The organism is Acidovorax sp. Root402 (assembly GCF_001425125.1).
GTDB lineage: Bacteria > Pseudomonadota > Gammaproteobacteria > Burkholderiales > Burkholderiaceae_C > Acidovorax > Acidovorax delafieldii.
The window spans coordinates 121928-142688 of sequence record NZ_LMDQ01000018.1 but is presented as its reverse complement, the minus strand read 5'-3'; the positions used below and the strand labels follow the sequence as shown (position 1 = coordinate 142688).

The following is a 20761-nucleotide window of genomic DNA, read 5'->3' as shown; positions in this document are numbered from 1 at the left end:
TCAATTTTGATATATCACCACAACCCATCGGAGACACCCATGCGTGTGCAGAACAAATCCATCATCGTCACCGGCGCTGGCAACGGCATTGGCGAAGGCATCGCCAAACGCCTGGCCGCTGAAGGCGGCAAGGTCATCGTCAACGACATCAACGAGGTGGGCGGCCAGCGTGTGGTGGCCGAGATCACGGCCGCCGGCGGCACCGCCGCTTTCTTCAAAGCCGACGTGACGAAGTCCGCCGAAGTGAAGGCGATGGTCGACGAAGCCGTGCGCCTGTACGGCCGCCTGGACGTGGTGGTGAACAACGCAGGCTGGACGCACCGCAACCGCCCCATGCTCGAAGTGAGCGAGGACGAGTTCGACAAGGTCTACGCCATCAACATGAAGAGCATCTACCTGAGCGCCATCCACGCTGTGCCCGCACTGCGCCAGGCGGGTGGCGGCAGCATCATCAACATCGCCTCCACCGCTGGGCTGCGCCCCCGCCCAGGCCTGACCTGGTACAACGGCTCCAAGGGCGCCGTCATCATCACCAGCAAGTCCATGGCCGCCGAGCTGGGCCCCGACAACATCCGCGTGAACTGCATCAACCCCGTGTTCAACCCCGACACCGGCCTGGCCGCCGAATTCGCGGGCGGCCCGGTGGACGATGCGCGCCGCGCCAAGTTCCTGGCCACCATTCCGCTGGGCCGCTTCTCCACCGCGCTGGACGTGGCCAACGCGGCGCTGTACCTGGCGAGCGAAGAGGCGTCGTTCATCAGCGGCGTGTGCATTGAGGTGGATGGCGGGCGCTGCGTTTAAGTCAGCAAGCAAACAAACAGGCGTCGCGGCATGCTCTGAAGCAGCCACCACGCCCCTTTTTGAGCGGCCCAATCCGCACTAGGGCAGTGCGGATTGATTTGACGGTGCTGGCCCTGCTGCCTATAGTGCCGCCGATGTTTGCGAGCCACTCTCCCGCCACAGCCGCCAGCGCCGCCGCGCCGCTGCGCCGTGCTGCGCGCTCGCAAGCCACGCTCCAGGCCGGTGACCACGCTCTCTGCACCCTCGCTGCAGATTCCTGAGCCCGGCGACACTCCCTCCCCACAGCATTCTTTTCGCGCACCTCTTGTCGCCGGGCCCCACGCCCAGCGCCAGCTTGCGCCTTGGCAACAGCCGGGGCGCGGACGTCAGGAGTGTCCATGCCCCCGTTCCCTTCGGGCGAGATTTCGCTCGCCCCATGCGCCCTTGCGCACAGCCTGCCCACCGATGAGGCCATCGCCAACACGTCTGCCGCCACCGACATCACCCGCCACTTCATCCGCGCCAAGCGGCCTTGTGCCGACGGTTACCGCTGGTACCTGCGCCGCCAGGAGGGCGCCAGCAACTACCAGGCGCTGCTGGACGACCTGGTGCGCGAGGGCCGCGTGGAAGACGCGTGCTGGATGCTGGACCAGTTCGGCCCCACCAACGATGTGCTGGAGGTGGACCACCTGGAGGCAGACGCGCTGGTGTTTGCGGGCAGCGTGCGCTGCCGGGGCCATGCCGACGTGGAGGGTGTGCTGCGCACCGGCCGCAGCCTGAGCGTGCTGGGCGGCCTGCGGGTGGGCGGTGCGCTGCGCGTGGGCGAAGACCTGCGCGTGGCGGGCGCGGTACGCTGCGAGGGCAGCGCGCGGCTGCACGGCGATGCGCGCGTGGGCTGGTCCCTCACGGTGGCGCAGCGGCTGCATTGCACAGGCAGCCTGCGTGTGGGCGGCGAGCTGGACTGCGCCGCCGCCGCCCACGTCGGTGGCCACTGCCGGGTGGCCCAGGATCTGCGGGTGGTGGGCGACCTGGGCTGCGACGGCGGCATCAAGGTGGGCGGGCATCTGCAAGCCGATGCCGCCGTGCAGGCCGCCCGGGGCGTGTGGGCCATGGGCGATGTGGACTGCAAGGGCCACCTGCAGGTGGGCTGGGGTGTGCGGGCCGGTGGTCACATCCACACCGGCGGGGCCATCCGTGCGGGCGAGAGCCTCTGGGCAGGTGAAACGATTGCCGCAGGCGACGCCTATGGCGTGTATGCGGGCCTGGACGTGCCCTTGCCAGACTGGCCCCACAGCGCCCAGGTGTGCGCCCGCGAACAACCAGCACGCCTGCTGAGCGGCTGCTGGACCGGGGGCACGGGGAGCACGCCATGATGGCCAGCGCCCTTTGCCTGCACCTGCCTGGCCATGCCACCACCACCGGAACCACCAAGCCATCGACCAGCCCCGGCCTGCTGGGCCGCTGGGCCCAGTGGCTGACCGAACTGCGCATCGACGTGGACCTGTCGGGCCGCGACATCCAGCGCGAGTTCGATGCGCTGTACGACCGCATTCGCACCAACCACCGCACGCGCGATGCGATGCAGCCGCTGCCCCTGCATCTGCGCGGGCTGGTGTTCCGCCTGCGCGAGGCCGATGGCGAATATTTTGTGTACGCCATCGACCCGCTGCGCAACCGCATCGTGGCCTACACCGTATTCAACCGGCTGGTGGAGGTGGACCGACGTACCGACCGCCACCTGCGCGCACCCCACACCAAGGTAGCGCACGGCTACCGGCGCATGGGCATTGCCACCGCCATCTACCGCTGGTGGCTGGACTCTGGCCGCAGCCTCATGACCGGCGCACGCCAGTCTGCCGGCGCGCACGGCCTGTGGATGGCCCTAGCCCTCGACTATGAGCTGGCAGCGGTCTGCATCGACGCGCACAAGCGCGTGCAGCACTTGCCGCTGCCACCGCCGCCGGGATTTTTCGACGCGCTGGACACGCGGCTGGTGCTGGTGGGGCGCGATTGCCATTTGGCTGAATTCACGCTGCCTGCCGCCTGTGGCGGCCACTGACCGGATGCGCCCAGCCGTGCGGTGCGGCTCAGCCCAGCACCTCGCGCAGGGCGGCCTCGTAGAGGCTGGTGAGCTTGTCCATCACGCCCAGCAGGCGTTCGCTGGTGGTCGCCACGGCACTGAGCCCTGCGTCATCGGCCGGGCGGCGCAGGGCCGAGTCGAAGAACAGCCACTGCGAGTCGGCCAGCTCCAGCTCGCTGCGGATGGCGGGCGTGGACACCGGCGCTGTTTTCAGCGTCTGCAGCGCCTGCCGGAAGTCGGCCGCATCGGCCACCAGCTGGGCCTGCACCACCTTCGACTCCACCTTGGCCGCATTCAGAAAATAGTTCTTGGCCAGGCGCTGCGACAGCATGCGCTGGCGGCCCGCCAGGTGGACAAGGCGGGCGCTGGGGGCCTGTGCCATCTTCTCGATGGACTCGGTCACGGTCTGCGCGACCAGCAGCGTGCGATCTGCCTGCTCGGACGCCGCAACGACCAGTGCGGTCTGGGTGGCCGGCGCTGCCGTCAACTGGTTGAGCAGGGCAAACTGCTTTTGCACATCGGCCAGTTGGCGCCCCACATCGGCAGGCCATTGCCCTGACTGCATGCCCCGGGCCAGCTCGTTGCTGCCGGACTGCACCATCTTGCGTGCCAGCCCCATCACGTCCACCGCAGCGCCCGGCAGCACCTGCAGGTACTGCTGGCAATAGGCCTTGGCCATGCGTTGCGACAGTGCACGGAACCAGCCCGCATAGTTGATGGCCCCCGACAATCCCATCTGTGCCTGGGCCCCATTGGCCCAGGTGGGCAGCAGGATGCCCGCCGCCACCCATTGCACCGCCACACGGCGCTGGCATGGCATGGCGTCGGCGGAGAACCTGTTCAATAGCTCGGGAACTGGCATGAGAACCCCCTGAAATCGGATGCCCGTATTGTTGCAACGCAGCATTTCGACGCCCTGCGCCAGATCAAACATCTCCATCCGCGGGTCCCACACCTGCGAAGACACAGAACCCATCTTCAGGGTCATTGGCGGGCGGGCCCACTGATGCGCACCAAACCTGACACACTGCGCCGTTCAGGAGACATACATGTTGATACAACTGACCTATGCCAGCCGCACCTCCCGTGTGCTCGGCCCTGCGGACATCAAGGACATCTTGGGCGCGTCGCAGCGCAACAATGCCCGCGCGGGCATCACTGGTGCGCTGTGCCTGAACAACGGCATCTTCCTGCAGCAGCTCGAAGGCGACCGTGCTGCGGTCAACGCGCTGTACCACCGCCTGCTCAAGGACACGCGCCACAAAGACACGGCCGTGCTGGACTTTGGCGAGATCCCGCACCGCCGGTTTACCAGCTGGTCCATGGGGCTTCTGGGCTCGTTGGACGCCAACCGGCAGCTGTTCCTCAAATACTCCAGCACCCCCGATTTCGACCCGTTCAGCATGAACACCTTGACGCTGCGCAGCTTCTTTGACGAGATCCTGCAGAACGTGCGCTGGCTGGAGTGAGAAAATGCGCGGCATGTGCCCTCCCGTCCTGCTGAACGAGCCCACCCATGTCTGAACGCGTGATTCCGCTGGTCGATGAGCGCCTGGCCGCGCTGGCAGCCACGGTGCCAGCGCGGCTGGTGAGCCCCACGGGCCAACTCACCGACACGCGGGGCCGCCCGCTGCGCGACCTGCGCATCAGCGTGACGGACCGCTGCAACTTCCGCTGCAACTACTGCATGCCCAAGGAAGTGTTCGACAAGGACTACCCCTACCTGCCGCACGGGGCGCTCCTCAGCTTTGAGGAAATCACGCGGCTGGCGCGGCTGTTTCTGGCGCACGGCGTGCGCAAGATCCGCCTGACGGGCGGCGAGCCCCTGCTGCGCAAGAACCTCGAAGACCTGGTGGCGCAACTGGCCCAGTTGCGCACCGTGGATGGCGTGGCGCCCGACCTCACGCTCACCACCAACGGATCACTGCTCGCACGCAAGGCCCAGGCCCTGAGGGACGCGGGCCTGAACCGCGTGACGGTGAGCCTGGACGGCCTGGACGACACGATCTTTCGCCACATGAACGATGTGGACTTTCCGGTGGCCGATGTGCTGGCCGGCATCGACGCCGCGCATGCGGCGGGCCTGTCGCACATCAAGGTCAACATGGTGGTCAAGCGCGGCACCAACGACCACGAGATCTTGCCCATGGCGCGGCACTTTCGGGGCACCGGCACCACGCTGCGCTTCATCGAATACATGGACGTGGGCGCCACCAACGGCTGGCGCATGGACGAGGTGCTGCCCTCTGCCGAACTCATCGAACGCCTGCGCGCAGAACTGCCGCTGGTGCAGCTGGACCCGAGCAGTCCCGGCGAAACCGCCGAGCGCTGGGGCTATGCCGATGCCCAGGGCCGGCACGACCCCGCACTGGGCGAGGTCGGCGTGATCAGCAGCGTGACCCAGGCCTTCTGCCACGACTGCAACCGCGCACGCCTGTCCACCGAAGGCAAGCTCTACCTGTGCCTGTTTGCCAGCCAGGGCTACGACCTGCGCAGCCTGCTGCGCGGGGGCGCGAGCGATGCAGAGATTGCCTCGGCCATCGCCCCCATCTGGCAGCAGCGCAACGACCGCTACTCCGAGCTGCGCAGCAGCTTGCCCGCCGACACCGGCCAGGGTGCTCGCCGCGTTGAGATGAGCTACATCGGGGGCTAGTGTGCTGTCCCGCAAATAACTGCACATGAAATCGCGTCCTCACCCCCAAGGCTGCGTTGCAAATCCTCGCGATAGCTACGGCTATCACTGCGGTTTGCGCCTTGCCCTGGGCGCGATGCCATCGATTTCATTTCGTGCAGCTATTTGGCGTTGCGCTCATGCACAGCGCCGGCTATCCAGCACACGACCCATTGCCCACAGGATTTCAATTGATCAATCAGCAAGACATTACCGGCCTGGTCCTCGCAGGGGGCCGCGGCTCCCGCATGGGCGGGGTGGACAAAGGCCTGCAGAACTTTCGCGGCCTGCCGCTGGCCTTGCACACGCTGATGCGGCTACAGATGCAGACCGGTGCCACCATGGTCAATGCCAACCGCAATCTGGCGGCCTACGAGGCCTTTGGCACGCCGGTGTGGCCGGACGTGCTGAGCGACTACGCCGGGCCCCTGGCAGGCTTTCTGACCGGGCTGGAGCGCTGCGAAACCCCCTGGCTGCTCACGGTGCCCTGCGACACGCCGCTGTTTCCGCTGGACCTCGCCCAGCGCCTGGCGGCAGCGGCAGACGCCGAGGGCGCCGACATTGCCATGGCCGCAGCCCCGGAAGACGACGGCAAGGGCCAGATCACCGTGCGCCCGCAGCCGGTGTTCTGCCTGCTGCGCGTGGACCTGCTGGAAAGCCTGGTCGCCTTCACCCAGGCCGGTGGCCGCAAGATCGACGCGTGGACCGGCCAGCACCGCTGCGCCATCGTGCCGTTCGACCAGCCGGGCGACGACCCCCAGGCCTTTTTCAACGCCAACACGCTTGCCGAGCTGCACGCGCTGGAAAACAGCAGCGCGCCCCAGGCCTGACCCGCGCGCCAACCCCATGAACAGTCGCCCCCCGGTGGACGCTGCCGCGGTGCAGATCCGCCCCCTGGTCGCCGCAGACGCATTGGCCTACAAGGCTTTGCGGGACGAGGCACTGCGCACAGCGCCGGACGCCTTCACCTCGGACTACGAATCTTCCGTGGGCCGCGATGCCAGCGAGTACGTGGCGCGTTTCGGCGCGCTGGAGTCCGGCCAGTTTTTCCTGGGCGCCTTCGACACGGCGGGCCAGCTGCTCGGCTGCCTGGGCTGCGAGCGCGAGCAACGCACCAAACAGCGCCACTGCGCGGTGGTAGTGGGCATGATGGTGTCGCCCGCTGCGCAGCGCCGGGGCGTTGGCCGGCAGCTCGTGGATGCCTGCGTGCAGGCCGCCAGCCAAGTGCCGGGGCTGACCCAACTGGTGCTCACCGTCACCGCGTCCAACCAGCACGTGGTGCGCCTGTACGAGCAGGCCGGGTTCCGCCCCTGGGGCCTGCTGCCCAACGCCATCGTGGTGGATGGCGTGGGCTACGACAAGCTGCACATGGTGCGGCTGCTCTCCCACTGACTTCAAGCGAATCCCACCCATGAAAACCATTGCCCAGATTGCCGCCGAGCTGCAAGGCTACGACCCGCAGGCCCTGAGCGCCGCCGACGTGAACCAGTTTCTGGACCGGCTGGTTGAGCCCGTCACCGCCACCGAAGTGCTGCCGCTGTTCAGCGCGCTGGGCCGCGTGTTGGCGCAGGATGTGATCTCGCCCGTCAGTGTGCCGCCCCACGACAACTCGGCCATGGACGGCTACGCTTTTGCGGGCGCGCAACTGGTGGCTGGGCAGCCGCTCACCCTGCGCGTGGTGGGCACCGCCCTGGCGGGCAAGGCCTGGGCAGGCACGGTGGCTGCAGGCGAATGCGTGAAGATCATGACCGGCGCCATCATGCCCGCCGGGCTGGACACCGTGGTGCCGCAGGAGTTCACCACCACCGCTGCCGACGGCCACTTAACCATCGCAGCCGATGTGCTGCGCGCCGGAGACAACCGCCGCTTCAAGGGCGAAGACATCATGGAAGGCCGCGTGGCCCTGGCCCGTGGCGAGCTGCTGACGCCCGCCGCCCTGGGCCTGGTGGCCAGCCTGGGCCTGCCCACCGTCACGGTGTTCCGCCGACTGCGGGTGGCGTACTTCTCCACCGGCGATGAGATCTTGAGCCTGGGCGAGGCTCCCCGCGAAGGCGCCGTGTACGACAGCAACCGCTACACCGTGTTCGGCCTGCTCACGCGCATGGGGGTGGAGGTGATTGACCTGGGCGTGGTGCGCGACGAGCCTGCACTGCTCGAAGCTGCCTTTCGCCAGGCGGCCCAGCTGGCCGACGCCATCATCACCAGCGGCGGCGTGAGTGTGGGCGAGGCCGACCACACCCGCACCATGATGAAAAAGCTGGGCGACGTGGCATTCTGGCGCATCGCCATGCGCCCCGGCCGCCCCATGGCCGTGGGGCGCATCGGCAACGCAGAAAATCAAGCCGTTTCGGCCTCAAGCGCTAGTGCATCAAGCGCTGACAGCTATCAAAATGATATCAATACTGATATCAATACAGCCCCCGGTGGCGCAGTGCTCTTCGGGCTGCCCGGCAACCCCGTGGCGGTGATGGTGACCTTTCTCGCCTTTGTGCGCCCCGCCCTGCTGCGCATGATGGGCAGCACCCGCGCGGCGCCCCCGCTGCTGCGCGCCATCAGCACCGAGCCCATGCGCAAGAAGCCCGGCCGCACCGAATACCAGCGTGGCCTGGTCACCACCGCCGCCGACGGCACGCTGCAGGTACGCACCACCGGCAACCAGGGCTCGGGCGTGCTCAGCTCCATGGTGCAGGCCAATGGGCTCATCGTGTTGCACCACGGGCAGGGCAATGTGGCGGTAGGCGACGCCGTGGATGTGATGGTGTTTGAGGGCGTGATCTGACACGGCAATGCGCCGCCAGCCAGTGCATGCCATCGGCCGCCAAGGTAACCTGAAACCAGCCTCTCGCCCTGTTCACAAACCGCGAATCACGCCATGCCCTACGCCGCCCAACACCTTGCACAACCCCCATCCCGAGACGATGTGGACCGCCTGCCCGGCGCCACGGTGGTCGAGTTCGGTACCCCCTGGTGCGGCCACTGCCAGCGCGCCCAGCCACTGATCGAAACCGCCCTGAGGGACCGCGCGGACATTGCCCACGTCAAGGTGGAAGACGGCCCTGGCCAGCGCCTGGGCCGCACGTTCGGCGTGAAGCTGTGGCCGACACTGGTCTTTATGAAAGACGGCAAGGAAGTGGCGCGCCTGGTGCGCCCGCAGAGCGGCCAGGAATTGCAGGACGCGGTGCAGGCGGTGCTGGCCTAAGCCACCCGCGCTGCAACCCGCTGGACCCAGACCGTCCTCACGCTGGCACTGCACAACAGAAAGCAGAAAGAGCCCTGCCGGGCCCTTTCTTGTCTTGCTTTGCTTTTGCTGTTTTGGCAGCTCGCTTTGCACTCCCACTGAAGGCTACTTGGCCACATAGTCGTGCGGGTGCAGCGGGTGGGTCGACTGATCCACAGCCACGGCTGTGTTGGCCCCCGGCACCGCCTTGCGGGCAAACAGCGTGTACATGGTGGGCACCACAAAAATGGTGAGCAGCGTGCCCAGCGACATGCCACCCACAATCACCCAGCCGATCTGGGTGCGCGTTTCGGCGCCAGCGCCCGTGGCCAAAGCCAGGGGAATGGCGCCCAGCACCATGGCCCCCGTGGTCATCAGGATGGGGCGCAGTCGCTGGGCCGAGGCCTTGACCAGCGCGTCCACCATCTCCATGCCCTCTTCGCGCAGCTGGTTGGTGAACTCCACGATCAGGATGCCGTGTTTGGTGATCAGCCCCACGAGCGTGATCAGCCCGATCTGCGAATACACGTTGAGCGAGCCGCCGCTCCATTTGAGCGCCAGCAGCGCGCCGATCATCGACAGCGGCACCGACACCATGATGACCAGCGGATCGATGAAGCTTTCGAACTGCGCCGCCAGCACCAGGAAGATGAACACCAGCGCCAGCACAAACACCACGCCCAGCGCGCCTTGCGAGTTCTTGAATTCCCGCGAGGTGTCGTTCAGGTCGGTGGTGTAGCCGGGCTTGAGCACCTTGGCCGCCGTCTCGTTCATGAAGGTGATGGCCTGGCCCAGTGAGTAGTCGGACGACAGGTTGGCCGTGATGGTGGCCGAGCGGCGCTGACCAAAGTGGTTCAGCTCGCGCGGGCTCACGCTTTCGCGCACGTTGACCAGGCTGGTCAGCGGGATCATCGCGTCGTTGCGGCCGCGCACATAGATGGTGTCGATGTTCTCGGGCGTGGTGCGGCCCCGCGCCTCGGTCTGCACGATCACGTCGTACTGCTCGGCATCGCGTTTGTAACGTGTGACGGTGCGACCGCCCAGCATGGTCTCGATGGCCTTGGCCACCACTTCCACGCTCACCCCCAGGTCGGCGGCACGTTCACGGTTGACCTCGATCCGCAGCTCGGGCTTGTTCAGGCGCAGGTCCACGTCGGGGGACACGATGCCGGGGTTCTGCGCAATCTCGGCCATGAACGCGGCCACCACCTTGCTCAGGTTCTCGTAGCTGTCCGAGGTCTGGATCACGTAGGTGAGGGGCCGCGAGCGAAAGCCCTGACCCAGCGATGGCGGCGTGATCAGGAAGGCATTCACACCGGGCAGGCCCGCCACCTTGGGCTGGAGCTCCTTGGCCAGGGCCAGCGTGGTGCGGTCGCGCTTTTCCCAGTCCACGGTGCGGTAGATGACGCTGCCTTGCGCCACCGTGGGGTTGCCAATGTTGGCAAACACGCGGTCGAATTCGGGGTAGGTGTTGCCGATCTTTTCCAGCTCCAGCGCATACCGGTTGGTGTAGTCCAGCGTGGCGCCGTCGGGCGCGGTCACACTGGCCAAAATGGTGCCCCGGTCTTCCAGCGGCGACAGCTCCTGCCGCATGCTGGGGAACACCAGCACCAGCGCCATGCCGCTCAGGGCCATAACGCCCAGCACGATCCAGCGGGCCTGGAACAGCGCACCCCGCACGCCACTGCGCCCCGCGCCCGCACCACCCCAGCGGGCCGTGACGATCCAGCGCAGCAGGCGGCCATAGGCGTCCGACAGGGCCGTGAGCCAACGCTCCATGGAGCGGTCAAACCAATTGGGATTCGGGTTGTGCTTGAGCAGCAGCGAGCACATCATGGGCGAGAGCGTCAACGCCACAAAGCCCGACACCACCACGGCTCCGGCCAGCGCCAGCGCAAACTCCACGAACAAGCGCCCCGTGCGGCCGGGTGTGAATGCGAGTGGCGCATACACCGCCACCAGCGTGAGCGTCATGGCCACGATGGCAAAGCCGATTTCGCGTGCGCCCTTGATGGCTGCAGAAAACGGGTCGAGCCCCTCTTCGATGTGGCGGTAGATGTTCTCCAGCATCACGATGGCGTCGTCCACCACCAGGCCAATGGCCAGCACCAGCGCCAGCAGCGTGAGCGTGTTGATCGAAAAGCCCGCCAGCGACATCAGCGCAAAACTGCCTACCAAGCTGACCGGGATGGTGATGATGGGGATGATGGACGCACGGAACGTGCGCAAGAACACAAAGATCACCAGGGCGACCAGCACCACGGCCTCGATGATGGTGGAGTACACGCTCTTGATGGAGCGGTCGATGAACAGCGAGTTGTCGTTGGCAATGTCGATGCCGATGTCTGGCGGCAGGTCGGCCTTGAGCAAGGGAATCATGGCGCGCACGCCTTTGGACAGCTCCAGCGGGTTGGCCGTGGCCTGGCGGATCACGCCCACCGAGATCGCATCGCGGCCATTGAGCCGCACGCGGCTGCGGTCGCTGGCAGGGCCTTCTTCGACCCGGGCCACATCACGCACGCGCACTGAAAACCCATTGACCGTGCGGATCACGATGTCGGAAAACTGTGCTGGGGTTTTCAGGTCGGTCTGGGACGTCACGCTGAACTCGCGCTGCTGCGATTCAATGCGGCCTGCTGGCAGTTCCAGGTTGTTGCGGCGGATGGCATCTTCCACGTCCTGCGTGGTCAAGCGATAGCCGGCCATGCGCTCGGGGTCCAGCCAGACGCGCATGGCGTATTTGCGCTCGCCATAAATCGGCACATCCGCCACACCGGTCACCGTCTGCAACCGGGGCTTAACGATGCGGTTGATCAGGTCATTGATCTCCAGCGGGCTGCGTGTATCGCTGCTGAAGGCGAGCCACAGCACGGGCGACGCATCGGCCTCCACCTTGGCAATCACGGGCTCATCCACCGCGAGCGGCAGGCGGTTGCGCACACGGGCGGTGCGGTCGCGCACTTCAGCGGCAGCGTTGTCAGCGTCCTTCTCCAGGCGAAAGCGCACGCTGATCTGGCTTTGCTCGGCCCGGCTGATGGAGGTGATTACATCCACGGCGTCGATACCGGCGATGGAGTCTTCGAGCGGCTTGGTCACCTGCGATTCGATGACCTCGGCCGACGCGCCCGCATACCGCACGCTGACGGTGACCACGGGTTCGTCGATCTTGGGGTATTCGCGCACCGACAGGCGTGTGAAGCTCACCGCGCCAATCAACAGCACCAGCAGTGACAGCACGGTGGCAAACACCGGCCGGCGGATGGAGATTTCAGCGAGTTGCATGGCAGTCCAGAGGCATCAGAGGGTAAGGACGGCAGTCCGTCAGACGGGAGGGCGGCTGCCAGTGGGCGTGGACCGGCTGGAGGTTCCGGCCAGCTGGCAAGGGTTGGGGCCGGGCAGCGGATCGGGTTCGCTGCGAGCCGCCATCACGCGGCCCCCCGAGGGGGCGGCAGAAGGAGATGGAGATGCCGATGCCGCAGAGGTGCTCTGCGCAGGCGCATCAGCCACCGGCGATGCCTTTTGGTCCGCCCCAGTCGCAGCACCTGAAGCGCCCGGAGCCGGCCGCGTTGCCGCGGCCGCCGCACCACCGTTGCCCTGCTTGCCCAGCTCCACCACGCGCACCTCGGTGCCGTCCTTGCGGATGCGCTGCTGGCCCGCCGTGACCACCAGGTCTCCGGCGCTCAAGCCGTCCACCACCTCCACCCACCCAGGTGAACGGACGCCCAGTTTGACCGGCGTGCGGCGCGTCACCTTGCTGCTGGGCTCCTTGCCTTCTACCACCTTGAGCACATAGGGGCTGGTGCCGTCGGGCACGATGGCTTCCTCGGGCACCACAAGCGCGTCGCTGCGTTCGGAAAACACGGTCGTCACCCGCGCGAACATGCCGGGGCGCAGCTGCAGGCGGCGGTTGTCGATGCAGCCACGCACCGCGATGGCCCGCCCATCCGCATCGATCTGTGGGCTGATGGCCTGCACCACGGCGGCGTAACGCGCGCCCGGCAGTGCATCAAAGGTGACCTGCGCGGTCTGCCCCGGGCGCACCTTGCCCTGCAACCGCTCGGGCAGGCTGAAATCGACATACACCGCATCAAGGTCTTCGATGTTGACGATATCGGCCCCGTCCTTGAGGTAGTCGCCCACGTTCACGCCCCGAATGCCTGCGATACCATCGAACGGGGCCAGGATCTTCAGGCGCTGGGCCGTGGCCTGGGCCAAAGCCAGCTTGGCCTGGGCCACTTCCAGGTTGGCCGCACTCTCGTCCACCGAACGCTGGCTGATGAAGCCCTGGGCCACCAGCTCCTGATTGCGCTTGTGGTTGGCCCGCGCAATCGACAACTCGGCCTGGCTTTGCTGGATCTGCGCACGCGGCAATTGGTCATCCAGCTGCACCAGCACTTGCCCGCGCCGCACACGCTGGCCGTCACGGAAGTTGAGCTGGGTGATACGCCCGCCCACCTCGGGCCGCAGCATCACGCTCTGGCGCGACCGCAGGCTTCCCACGGCTTCGGCATCGTCGCGCAGCGCCATCTGCCGCACGGTCACCGTTTCCACGGCCACGGGGCGGCCAGCACCGGCGGGCGTAGCGCCACCAGCCGATGCGCCAGCGCCAGCGCCTGCACCGCCCGCCCCGGCCTCGGCACGCTGCTGCGGCTGCACGGGCTTCTGCAGCCACCAGGCAGCGCCCGATGCGGCAGCGATGCCGATGACAGCGAAAACGAGGTACTTGTACTTGCTCTTGGACGCCATGGGTCAATCAATCCAGTGAGGTGGGATGCGCAGTCACACAATGTAACAGTGGGTGTGTGCAGTCGCAGCCACCCGCAGCAATATCCCGGAGCATTCGCCGCTGGTGCGTGAAGGCCGTACTGGCCGCATCGGACGCGGGCACAAAAAAAGCCTCCGAAGAGGCTTGCATGCGGTGAGCAGCTGGCAATGGATCTACCTGCGGCCCAGAGCCTGGTCCACGCCCCGGTTGGCCAGCGCGTCGGCCCGCTCATTGCCCGGGTCGCCCGAATGCCCTTTCACCCAGCGCCATTCGATGCGGTGCCCGCCGGTGCTGACCAGCGCATCCAGCCGCTGCCACAGCTCCACGTTCTTGACCGGCTGCTTGGAGGCCGTGCGCCAGCCCTTGGCCTTCCAGCCATGGATCCACTCGGTAATGCCCTTGCGCACGTACTCGCTGTCCAGGTACAGCGTCACGGCACAGGGTCGCTTGAGGGCCGACAGCGCCTCGATCACCGCCATCAGCTCCATGCGGTTGTTGGTGGTACCCAGTTCGCCGCCAAACAGCTCTTTTTCGGTCGCTCCGGAGCGCAGTAACACGCCCCACCCGCCGGGGCCCGGATTGCCCTTGCAGGCGCCATCGGTGTAAATCTCTACCTGGTTCAAACTCTGTTCCTGACAATGAGGTGGATGGTTGCCATGACGGGGCATGGAAGCCCAAGGCAACCGCGAAAGGCTGTGCTCAAGGCTTGTGCCGGGCTGCAGTGGGCGCAGTGCGCGAAGGATTCACCCCGCTTTGAGACACCCGGTTGGCGATGGGCACGGTGCCCGCAGCACGCTGGCGGTGGGTGCGCCAGGCGGGCTCCAGCAAACGCATGCCATGCACCCGTTTGACGGCCACCAGAAAATACGCGGCACCCAGAATGGGCCACCATTTCTCACCCAAAGGGTCCATCCAGCCAAAACGCTGCAGCCACTGCGCGCTGCGCACCGCTGGACGATAACAGCCAAATCGGGCAGATTCGACCTCGAAGTTCAAAAGCCGCAGCCAATCGCGCAGGCGGCGATAGCCGATGAACTCGCCCACGTCGGGCAGATACAGCGTGCCCCGCCCCAGGCGCTGGTACAGCCGCGCGCGCCGCTGCCGCAGGCCCCACAGGCTGGTGGGGTTCAGGCCGCTGATGACCACACGCCCTTCAGGGACCAGCACCCGCTCCACCTCGCGCAGCGCGGCATGGGGGTCGATGCTCAACTCCAGCGTGTGGGGCAACACCAGCAGGTCCAGGCTCGCTGCGGGGAAGGGCAAGGCCACAGGCTCGGTGAGCAGGTCCACCGCGCGGCGCTGCAGCGGCCCATCGTCATCACCGGTCTCCACAAAGGCGATGGAGCCCTCCACGGCCTCCTGCCCCATCGCCAGCCACTGGTGGGGCATGCGGTTGGCGCGCAGGCCGTCCAGCAGCGGCATGCCGAGCTGGAGACTGTGATAGCCAAAAATATCGGCCACCGCCTCGTCAAAGCGTGCCTGCTCCCATGCGAGCAGGTAGCGGCCAGGGGGGGAGTCGAACCAGTGGTGCAAACCTATAATTTGATCGCTCATGAACTTGCTACCGCTGCCCGCCTTTACCGACAACTACATCTGGATGCTGCACGACGGCCGCCAGGCCATCGTTGTGGACCCGGGAGAAGCCGCGCCGGTGGAGCAGGCCTTGCACCGCTGGGGCCTGTCATTGCAAGCCATTCTAGTCACGCACCACCATGCCGATCATGTCGGCGGAGTCGATGCCCTGCGCCAAGCCACCGGTGCACGGGTGTATGGCCCAGCGCGGGAGCGCATGCCCGAGCCGCTGGAGCGGCTGGCGCAAGGCGATACCGTCAACGCGCTGGGGTTTCAGTTCCAGGTCATCGACGTGCCAGGGCACACGGCGGGCCACATTGCCTACTACTGTCGCGAGATGGACGGAGCGCCCCTGCTTTTTTGTGGTGATACGCTGTTCTCAGGCGGTTGTGGCCGGCTGTTTGAAGGCACACCTGCGCAAATGCTCGACTCGCTGGACCGGCTGGCGGCACTGCCTGGCAACACCCGGGTGTGTTGCACCCACGAGTACACACTGTCTAACCTGAAGTTTGCGCGGGCCGTGGAACCTGGCAACGCCGCCCTGCTCCACTACAGCAGCCAATGCGAAGCCCTGCGGGAGCAGAACCAGCCCACACTGCCTTCGCACATGGCGCTGGAGCGAGACATCAACCCCTTTCTGCGCGTGCGGCAGGGCCCGGTGGCGCAAGCCGCCCAGGGCTACGACGCGCAGGTGCCCCTTGACGACGCCGTAGCGGTGCTGGCCGCGCTGCGTCAATGGAAAAACGAGTTCCGATGAAAATTTTGCACATTGCCTGCCTGGCCGGCCTTTTGTGGCTGACAGGCTGCGCCACTACGGGCTCGACGCCCGACCAGGCGTCCGCCAGCGGAAACACCACCAACACCAAGGGCCCCGCGTCGCCCCACACCCCTGTCATCCCCAACGGCCCGCTCAAACCCATCACTGCCGCGCAAGCCACGAGTGGCGAGGTGGCATCGCTCTCGGCCCCCGCCGACTTGTGGGACCGGATCCGGCGTGGCTTTGCTATGCCCGACCTGCAGCATGAGCTGGTACAGGACCGCGAGCAGTGGTATGCCACGCGCCCCGACTACATGCAGCGCATGACGGAGCGTTCCAGCAAGTACCTGTTCCATATTGTTGAAGAGCTGGAACGCCGGGGGATGCCGACCGAACTGGCGCTGCTGCCCTACATTGAAAGCGCGTTCAACCCCCAAGCGGTATCGAGCGCCAAGGCCGCAGGCATGTGGCAGTTCATGCCCGCTACGGGCAATTATTTCGACCTCAAGCAGAACGCCTTCCGCGACGACCGCCGCGACGTGCTCGCCTCCACCCGGGCGGCACTCGACTACCTGCAAAAACTCTACGGCATGTTTGGCGACTGGCACCTTGCCCTGGCCGCCTACAACTGGGGTGAAGGCAGCGTGAGCCGGGCCATTGCACGCAACCAGAAGCTGGGCCTGGGCACCACTTACACCGACCTGAACATGCCCGCGGAAACCCGCATGTATGTGCCCAAGCTGCAGGCGGTCAAGAACATCGTGGCCAACCCCGATGCCTTCCGCACAGAGTTGCCACTGATCGAGAACCACCCCTACTTCCAGACCGTGGACATCACGCACGACATCGATGTGTCGCTGGTGGCCACACTGGCGGGTATTCGCGAGGAAGACTTCCGTGCCCTCAACCCGTCGTACAAGCGACCCGTGATCCTCGCCGCCGGGACGCCACAAATCCTGCTGCCCTGGGACAACGCCAAGGTCTTCCAGCGCAACCTGGAGGCCAAGCGTGAAGGCCAGTACGCGAGCTGGACCGTGTGGTCTGTGCCCACCACCATGACGGTGGCCGAGGCGGCACAACGTGCCGGCATGAGCGAGGCGGATCTGCGCAGCATGAACAACATCCCGCCGCGCATGCTCATCAAAGCAGGCTCGGCGCTGATGGTGCCCCGCTCCACCACCACCCGGCAAGACGTGTCGTCCCACTTGGCCGACAACGGCCAACTGAGCCTTACCCCCGAGATCGTCACCCGCCGCACCACAGTGCGGGCCGGCAAGGGCGACACGGTGGCCAGCATTGCGCGGCGCTACAAGTTGGCAGCAGCCAACGTGGCGGACTGGAACGATGTGCGGGCGAATGCCGCATTCAAGGTGGGCCAGCAGATTGTGGTGTACCTGCCGGTGCGCCAGAGTCAGGCGCGCAGCAGCGGCGGCAGCGCTCGCGCATCGGCCGCCACCGCGGGCAAACGCCAGGCTCCAGCGCCTGCGCGGCGTGGCGGATCCCCCTCCAAGGTCAAGCGCCGCTGAGACGCAGGCGCCTCAGCAAAGCCACCTGGGCCCGGCGAAGCCCGGCATTGCTTGGCTGGTCGCTGGGCCCATGCATCAGAACCGGAGCGTGTGCATGCCCAGCAGCCCCAGGATTCCCATGATGATGAGATAAAGCGCCACGATGGTGCTGAGCAAACGCGGCATGACCAGAATGAGGATGCCTGCGATCAGGGAGACGAGCGGGCCGATGCTGAGGCTCAGCGACATGGTGGATAGTCCTTGAAAAATGGCACGGGAATGGCGCAGCACAAATGCTGCGTGCGTAGCCTGCGCAATGCGTATCGCACGGTGTGATTGCGGTGCAGTGGCAGGTGGGCAGGCGGCTGACACTGTAGTCGATGCCAGGGCCCTCAGAGCCTGTTGACGGTCTCGCAGGGGAGGTAAGCAGGCCCTTGGGGTCTCCCGCCGCAGCGGCTTGTCAGACGCTGTACTTTTGGCGGGCTTTGCGCACCAGATCGTTGCTGGACGTACGCGCCAGTTCGACTTTGGCCTCGGCCAGTTCGGGCAGCACGCGCGACAACACGCGCAGTGCGGTAGCCGGACCTTCGTCCGGCATCAGTCCGTTGGTGGAGTAGGTCTCGCGCACCCGGCTGAACGCCGCCAGATAGAGCCCCCGATCGCCCATCAGGTAGGCCGGAGGCACCGCCTTCACCAGGTCTGCCGGTGCTGCCGTCTGCAGCCACTTGAGCGCATGCACAACGCCATTGACCAATGCCTGGGCCTGGGCAGGCTGCTTCTGGATGAAGGCCTGCGGGGCATACAGGCAACTGGCGGGCATGGTGCCACTGAACATGTCCTGCGCTGCCTTGAGAGAGCGCAGATCGCCCACGATGCGGGTGTCCGCCTTCTGCTCCAGCAAGGTCATGATGGGATCGGCATGGCACAGTGCATGCACCTGGCCGGAACGCAGCGCGTTCATGGCATTGGTGCCCGAGCCCACCCCCACAAAACCCACATCGCGCAACGGCACGCCCGCACGCATCAGCATCAGGCTGGCCGCCAGATGGGTGGATGAGCCCACCGACGACACTCCCACCTTGCGCCCCGCCAGGTCGCCCAGGTCCTTGTACGCAGGCACCGACCGCAGTGACACACCCATAGCCAGCTGCGGGGCCCGCCCCTGCAGCACCAGCGCGCGGTACGCATGACCTCGCGCCTGCGCACGCAACACGTGCTCGAAGGCACCGGAACAGACATCTGCCGCACCGTCCTGTACCGCCTGCCAAGCATGCGCTCCCGCCGAATAGTCCCGCACCACCACGTCCAGGCCTTCGAGGCGGAAGTACCCCAGCGCATCGGCCAGCGCCAGCGGCAGGTGGTACAGAACGCCCTGCCCTCCGACCGCCACGGTCACTCGCCCGAGAGCAGCACCATCGGTCTGCGCACGCACCCGGACGGCAGGCGCCCACACCGCAGCCGCCGACAAGGCAGATACGGCGCCAAAGGCGCGGCGGGTGAGTGGAGGCAGAGACATGGAATCAGGCAAAAAGACAATGCTGCATTGCAACAATCGTGCCGCAGCACAGGCGAAACCGCATCAGGGTGAATCCCTGCGGGTTACTACGTACCGCGATAGACAGCCTTCAACCGCAGCACACCGCAAGACGGGTGGCGCGCCCCCGGGGCGCTCAACGGTAACCGATGAACAGGATGGCAATATTGACCAGAAAACCACCGGCCCAGACTGCGCTGCGGGCCATCGGCATGTCGGCCACGTACATCATCACGTAGAAGATGCGCAGGAAGACATACAACATCGCCAGCAGGTCCAGCAACGTCTGCCCCGCGCCCAGCAGGTGCGCAATGATGACCGCGCCGATGAAAAACGGCAGCGCTTCAAAGCTGTTGGCCTGCGCTGCGTTGGCGCGTCCGCGCCAGTCAGTCTGCCGCGAGAGCCAGCCGCGCGGATCGTGGTTGTCAAAACCGCCTTCTTTGCGGGACTTGCCAAAGTTGCCACTTTTGGCCAACCAGGCACAAGCGATGGGCAGCAGTGCTGCGAACAGCACGCACCAATAGGCCACGGTGAACCGCGCGACGTGCAAGGTGGTATTCATTTTCGAGGCTTTTGAGGGCAACAGCGCAGCAAATACAAGCGCTGGTAGCTATTAAATTGAGAGTATTTTAGCCGCAGACATTGTCGGGGCGACGGGCTGGCAGGCGCCTTGGCGTCACCGGCGATCCACCAGCGCATGCGCGATCGTTCCAAGGTCAACGTACTCCAGCTCACTGCCGACGGGCACGCCGCGCGCGAGCCGCGTGACATGCAACCCACGGCTCTTCAGCGCTTCGCTGATCACATGCGCAGTCGCTTCCCCCTCGGCATTGAAGTTGGTGGCCAGGATCACCTCCTGAACGGTGCCATCCGTGGCGCGCTCCATGAGCTTGTGCAGGCCGATCTCCTTGGGACCGACACCATCGAGCGGGCTGAGCCGCCCCATCAACACGAAATACAACCCCTTGAAGGCCCCCGTGCGCTCCAGTGCAGACTGGTCAGCGGGCGTTTCGACCACGCACAGCCGCGTAGCATCGCGGTCAGGGTCCAGGCAGGTGCTGCACACCTCCGCCTCGGTGAACGTATGACAACGTGCACAGTGGTGCACCGTGCCCACCGCTTCCGAGAGTGCCCGCGACAGGGCCAGCGCCCCTTCGCGATCATGCTGCAACAGATGAAACGCCATGCGCTGCGCAGACTTCACCCCCACCCCCGGCAACCGGCGCAGCGCCTGGATCAGAACGTCGAGGGAGTTGGTGGTGGACATGGAAAGGCTGGAGATAAGGCGCGTAAGGTCGTACGAAGCAGTGGAGCGAGGCTCAACAGGCCAAGCCCAAACGGATGTGGGAAAACAACGGGAATTTACCCCTGCCTTTACACCCACCCTCAAGGGCGTAGCGAGCGGGATCAGCTGCTAGGCGGACGGAGCACAGCCACCGGAAAGTACTTGAAGTACTTGAGGATGGCGAGCACCGCCCAACGACGCAGATGGCCCGCTCGGTAGCCAACCCTCAGAAAGGGAATTTCATGCCGCCGGGGAGGCCAGGCATACCTTGCGTCAGCTTGCCCATCTTCTCCGAAGATGTCTCCTCCGCCTTGCGCACCGCCGCATTGAACGCAGCCGCCACCAGGTCTTCCAGCATGTCCTTGTCTTCGGCCAGCAGGCTCGGGTCGATGGTGATGCGCTTGACGTCGTGCTTGCAGGTCATGACCACCTTCACCAGACCCGCGCCCGACTCACCCTCCACCTCGATAAAAGCCAGTTCGTCCTGGGCCTTCTTGAGGTTGTCCTGCATCGCCTGGGCTTGCTTCATGAGGCCGGCGAGTTGTCCTTTGTTGAACATGGTGTGGTTTCCTTTGCTTTCTTTCTGGTTGATCGA

The 20761-nt window shown here is 65.9% G+C and carries 21 protein-coding genes; 11 read left to right on the top strand and 10 right to left on the bottom strand.

Annotated features, from left to right (window positions below; genetic code table 11):
• The first annotated feature begins 39 nt into the window (after positions 1-39).
• The 3 genes from ASC83_RS21085 to ASC83_RS21075 all read left to right on the top strand — a co-directional run bounded on the left by ASC83_RS21085 (position 40) and on the right by ASC83_RS21075 (position 2839).
• Positions 40-801 (top strand): SDR family oxidoreductase, encoded by a 762-nt coding sequence (locus ASC83_RS21085; RefSeq protein ID WP_056067300.1) that lies wholly within the window; start codon positions 40-42, stop codon positions 799-801.
• Between the two features lie 377 nt (positions 802-1178).
• Positions 1179-2153 (top strand): hypothetical protein, encoded by a 975-nt coding sequence (locus ASC83_RS21080; protein WP_082522550.1) that lies wholly within the window; start codon positions 1179-1181, stop codon positions 2151-2153.
• Positions 2153-2839, top strand: a complete 687-nt coding sequence (locus ASC83_RS21075) for a hypothetical protein (RefSeq protein WP_235509434.1) — start codon at positions 2153-2155, stop codon at positions 2837-2839. The genes ASC83_RS21080 and ASC83_RS21075 overlap by 1 nt, the downstream gene beginning before the upstream one ends.
• A 28-nt stretch (positions 2840-2867) precedes the next feature.
• Here ASC83_RS21075 and ASC83_RS21070 read toward each other — a convergent pair whose 3' ends face one another.
• Entirely contained in the window at positions 2868-3722 is an 855-nt protein-coding gene (locus tag ASC83_RS21070) for a type IV pili methyl-accepting chemotaxis transducer N-terminal domain-containing protein (protein ID WP_235509433.1), read from the bottom strand.
• A 187-nt stretch (positions 3723-3909) separates the two neighbouring features.
• Between ASC83_RS21070 and ASC83_RS21065 the strand changes: the two genes are divergently transcribed.
• From ASC83_RS21065 to ASC83_RS21040, 6 genes are all read left to right on the top strand, one after another.
• Entirely contained in the window at positions 3910-4329 is a 420-nt protein-coding gene (locus ASC83_RS21065; RefSeq protein WP_056067298.1) for a BLUF domain-containing protein, read from the top strand.
• Positions 4330-4376: 47 nt separating this feature from the next.
• The gene (moaA, locus tag ASC83_RS21060; RefSeq protein WP_056067296.1) at positions 4377-5513 is read left to right on the top strand and encodes a GTP 3',8-cyclase MoaA; all 1137 of its coding nucleotides are present in this window, start codon (positions 4377-4379) and stop codon (positions 5511-5513) included.
• Positions 5514-5722: 209 nt separating this feature from the next.
• Positions 5723-6361, top strand: coding sequence for a molybdenum cofactor guanylyltransferase MobA (gene mobA, locus ASC83_RS21055; protein ID WP_056067294.1), 639 nt, complete (start codon positions 5723-5725; stop codon positions 6359-6361).
• A gap of 16 nt (positions 6362-6377) precedes the next feature.
• On the top strand, positions 6378-6923 hold the full coding sequence (locus ASC83_RS21050; RefSeq protein WP_056067292.1) for a GNAT family N-acetyltransferase: 546 nt from the start codon (positions 6378-6380) through the stop codon (positions 6921-6923).
• Positions 6924-6942: 19 nt separating this feature from the next.
• Entirely contained in the window at positions 6943-8310 is a 1368-nt protein-coding gene (locus ASC83_RS21045; protein ID WP_056067290.1) for a molybdopterin molybdotransferase MoeA, read from the top strand.
• 93 nt (positions 8311-8403) lie between these two features.
• Positions 8404-8730, top strand: coding sequence for a thioredoxin family protein (locus ASC83_RS21040; protein WP_056067288.1), 327 nt, complete (start codon positions 8404-8406; stop codon positions 8728-8730).
• Between the two features lie 144 nt (positions 8731-8874).
• Here ASC83_RS21040 and ASC83_RS21035 read toward each other — a convergent pair whose 3' ends face one another.
• The 4 genes from ASC83_RS21035 to ASC83_RS21020 form a co-directional block, all read right to left on the bottom strand.
• Positions 8875-12030, bottom strand: a complete 3156-nt coding sequence (locus ASC83_RS21035; RefSeq protein ID WP_056067287.1) for an efflux RND transporter permease subunit — start codon at positions 12028-12030, stop codon at positions 8875-8877.
• 39 nt (positions 12031-12069) lie between these two features.
• Positions 12070-13494 (bottom strand): efflux RND transporter periplasmic adaptor subunit, encoded by a 1425-nt coding sequence (locus ASC83_RS21030; protein ID WP_056067285.1) that lies wholly within the window; start codon positions 13492-13494, stop codon positions 12070-12072.
• 192 nt (positions 13495-13686) lie between these two features.
• Positions 13687-14136, bottom strand: a complete 450-nt coding sequence (gene rnhA, locus ASC83_RS21025) for a ribonuclease HI (RefSeq protein ID WP_015013609.1) — start codon at positions 14134-14136, stop codon at positions 13687-13689.
• A gap of 76 nt (positions 14137-14212) precedes the next feature.
• On the bottom strand, positions 14213-15067 hold the full coding sequence (locus ASC83_RS21020; protein ID WP_056067283.1) for a class I SAM-dependent methyltransferase: 855 nt from the start codon (positions 15065-15067) through the stop codon (positions 14213-14215).
• Between ASC83_RS21020 and gloB the strand changes: the two genes are divergently transcribed.
• Together gloB and ASC83_RS21010 are read left to right on the top strand one after the other, a co-directional pair.
• Positions 15066-15842, top strand: coding sequence for a hydroxyacylglutathione hydrolase (gloB, locus tag ASC83_RS21015; RefSeq protein WP_056067281.1), 777 nt, complete (start codon positions 15066-15068; stop codon positions 15840-15842). The two genes, ASC83_RS21020 and gloB, sit on opposite strands and share 2 nt — an antisense overlap.
• Positions 15839-17368: a transglycosylase SLT domain-containing protein gene (locus tag ASC83_RS21010; RefSeq protein WP_056067279.1), complete on the top strand. Its 1530-nt coding sequence runs from the start codon at positions 15839-15841 to the stop codon at positions 17366-17368. The genes gloB and ASC83_RS21010 overlap by 4 nt, the downstream gene beginning before the upstream one ends.
• Before the next feature lie 75 nt (positions 17369-17443).
• Here ASC83_RS21010 and ASC83_RS23715 read toward each other — a convergent pair whose 3' ends face one another.
• The 5 genes from ASC83_RS23715 to ASC83_RS20990 form a co-directional block, all read right to left on the bottom strand.
• The gene (locus ASC83_RS23715; RefSeq protein WP_015013605.1) at positions 17444-17596 is read right to left on the bottom strand and encodes a DUF3096 domain-containing protein; all 153 of its coding nucleotides are present in this window, start codon (positions 17594-17596) and stop codon (positions 17444-17446) included.
• A gap of 211 nt (positions 17597-17807) precedes the next feature.
• Positions 17808-18863, bottom strand: a complete 1056-nt coding sequence (locus ASC83_RS21005) for an ABC transporter substrate-binding protein (protein WP_056067277.1) — start codon at positions 18861-18863, stop codon at positions 17808-17810.
• 154 nt (positions 18864-19017) lie between these two features.
• On the bottom strand, positions 19018-19443 hold the full coding sequence (locus ASC83_RS21000) for an MAPEG family protein (RefSeq protein ID WP_056067276.1): 426 nt from the start codon (positions 19441-19443) through the stop codon (positions 19018-19020).
• Between the two features lie 114 nt (positions 19444-19557).
• The gene (recR, locus tag ASC83_RS20995; protein ID WP_056067274.1) at positions 19558-20148 is read right to left on the bottom strand and encodes a recombination mediator RecR; all 591 of its coding nucleotides are present in this window, start codon (positions 20146-20148) and stop codon (positions 19558-19560) included.
• A 244-nt stretch (positions 20149-20392) separates the two neighbouring features.
• Complete coding sequence (locus tag ASC83_RS20990; RefSeq protein ID WP_055398201.1) at positions 20393-20725, bottom strand: YbaB/EbfC family nucleoid-associated protein; 333 nt, start codon at positions 20723-20725, stop codon at positions 20393-20395.
• Between the last annotated feature and the right edge of the window lie 36 nt (positions 20726-20761).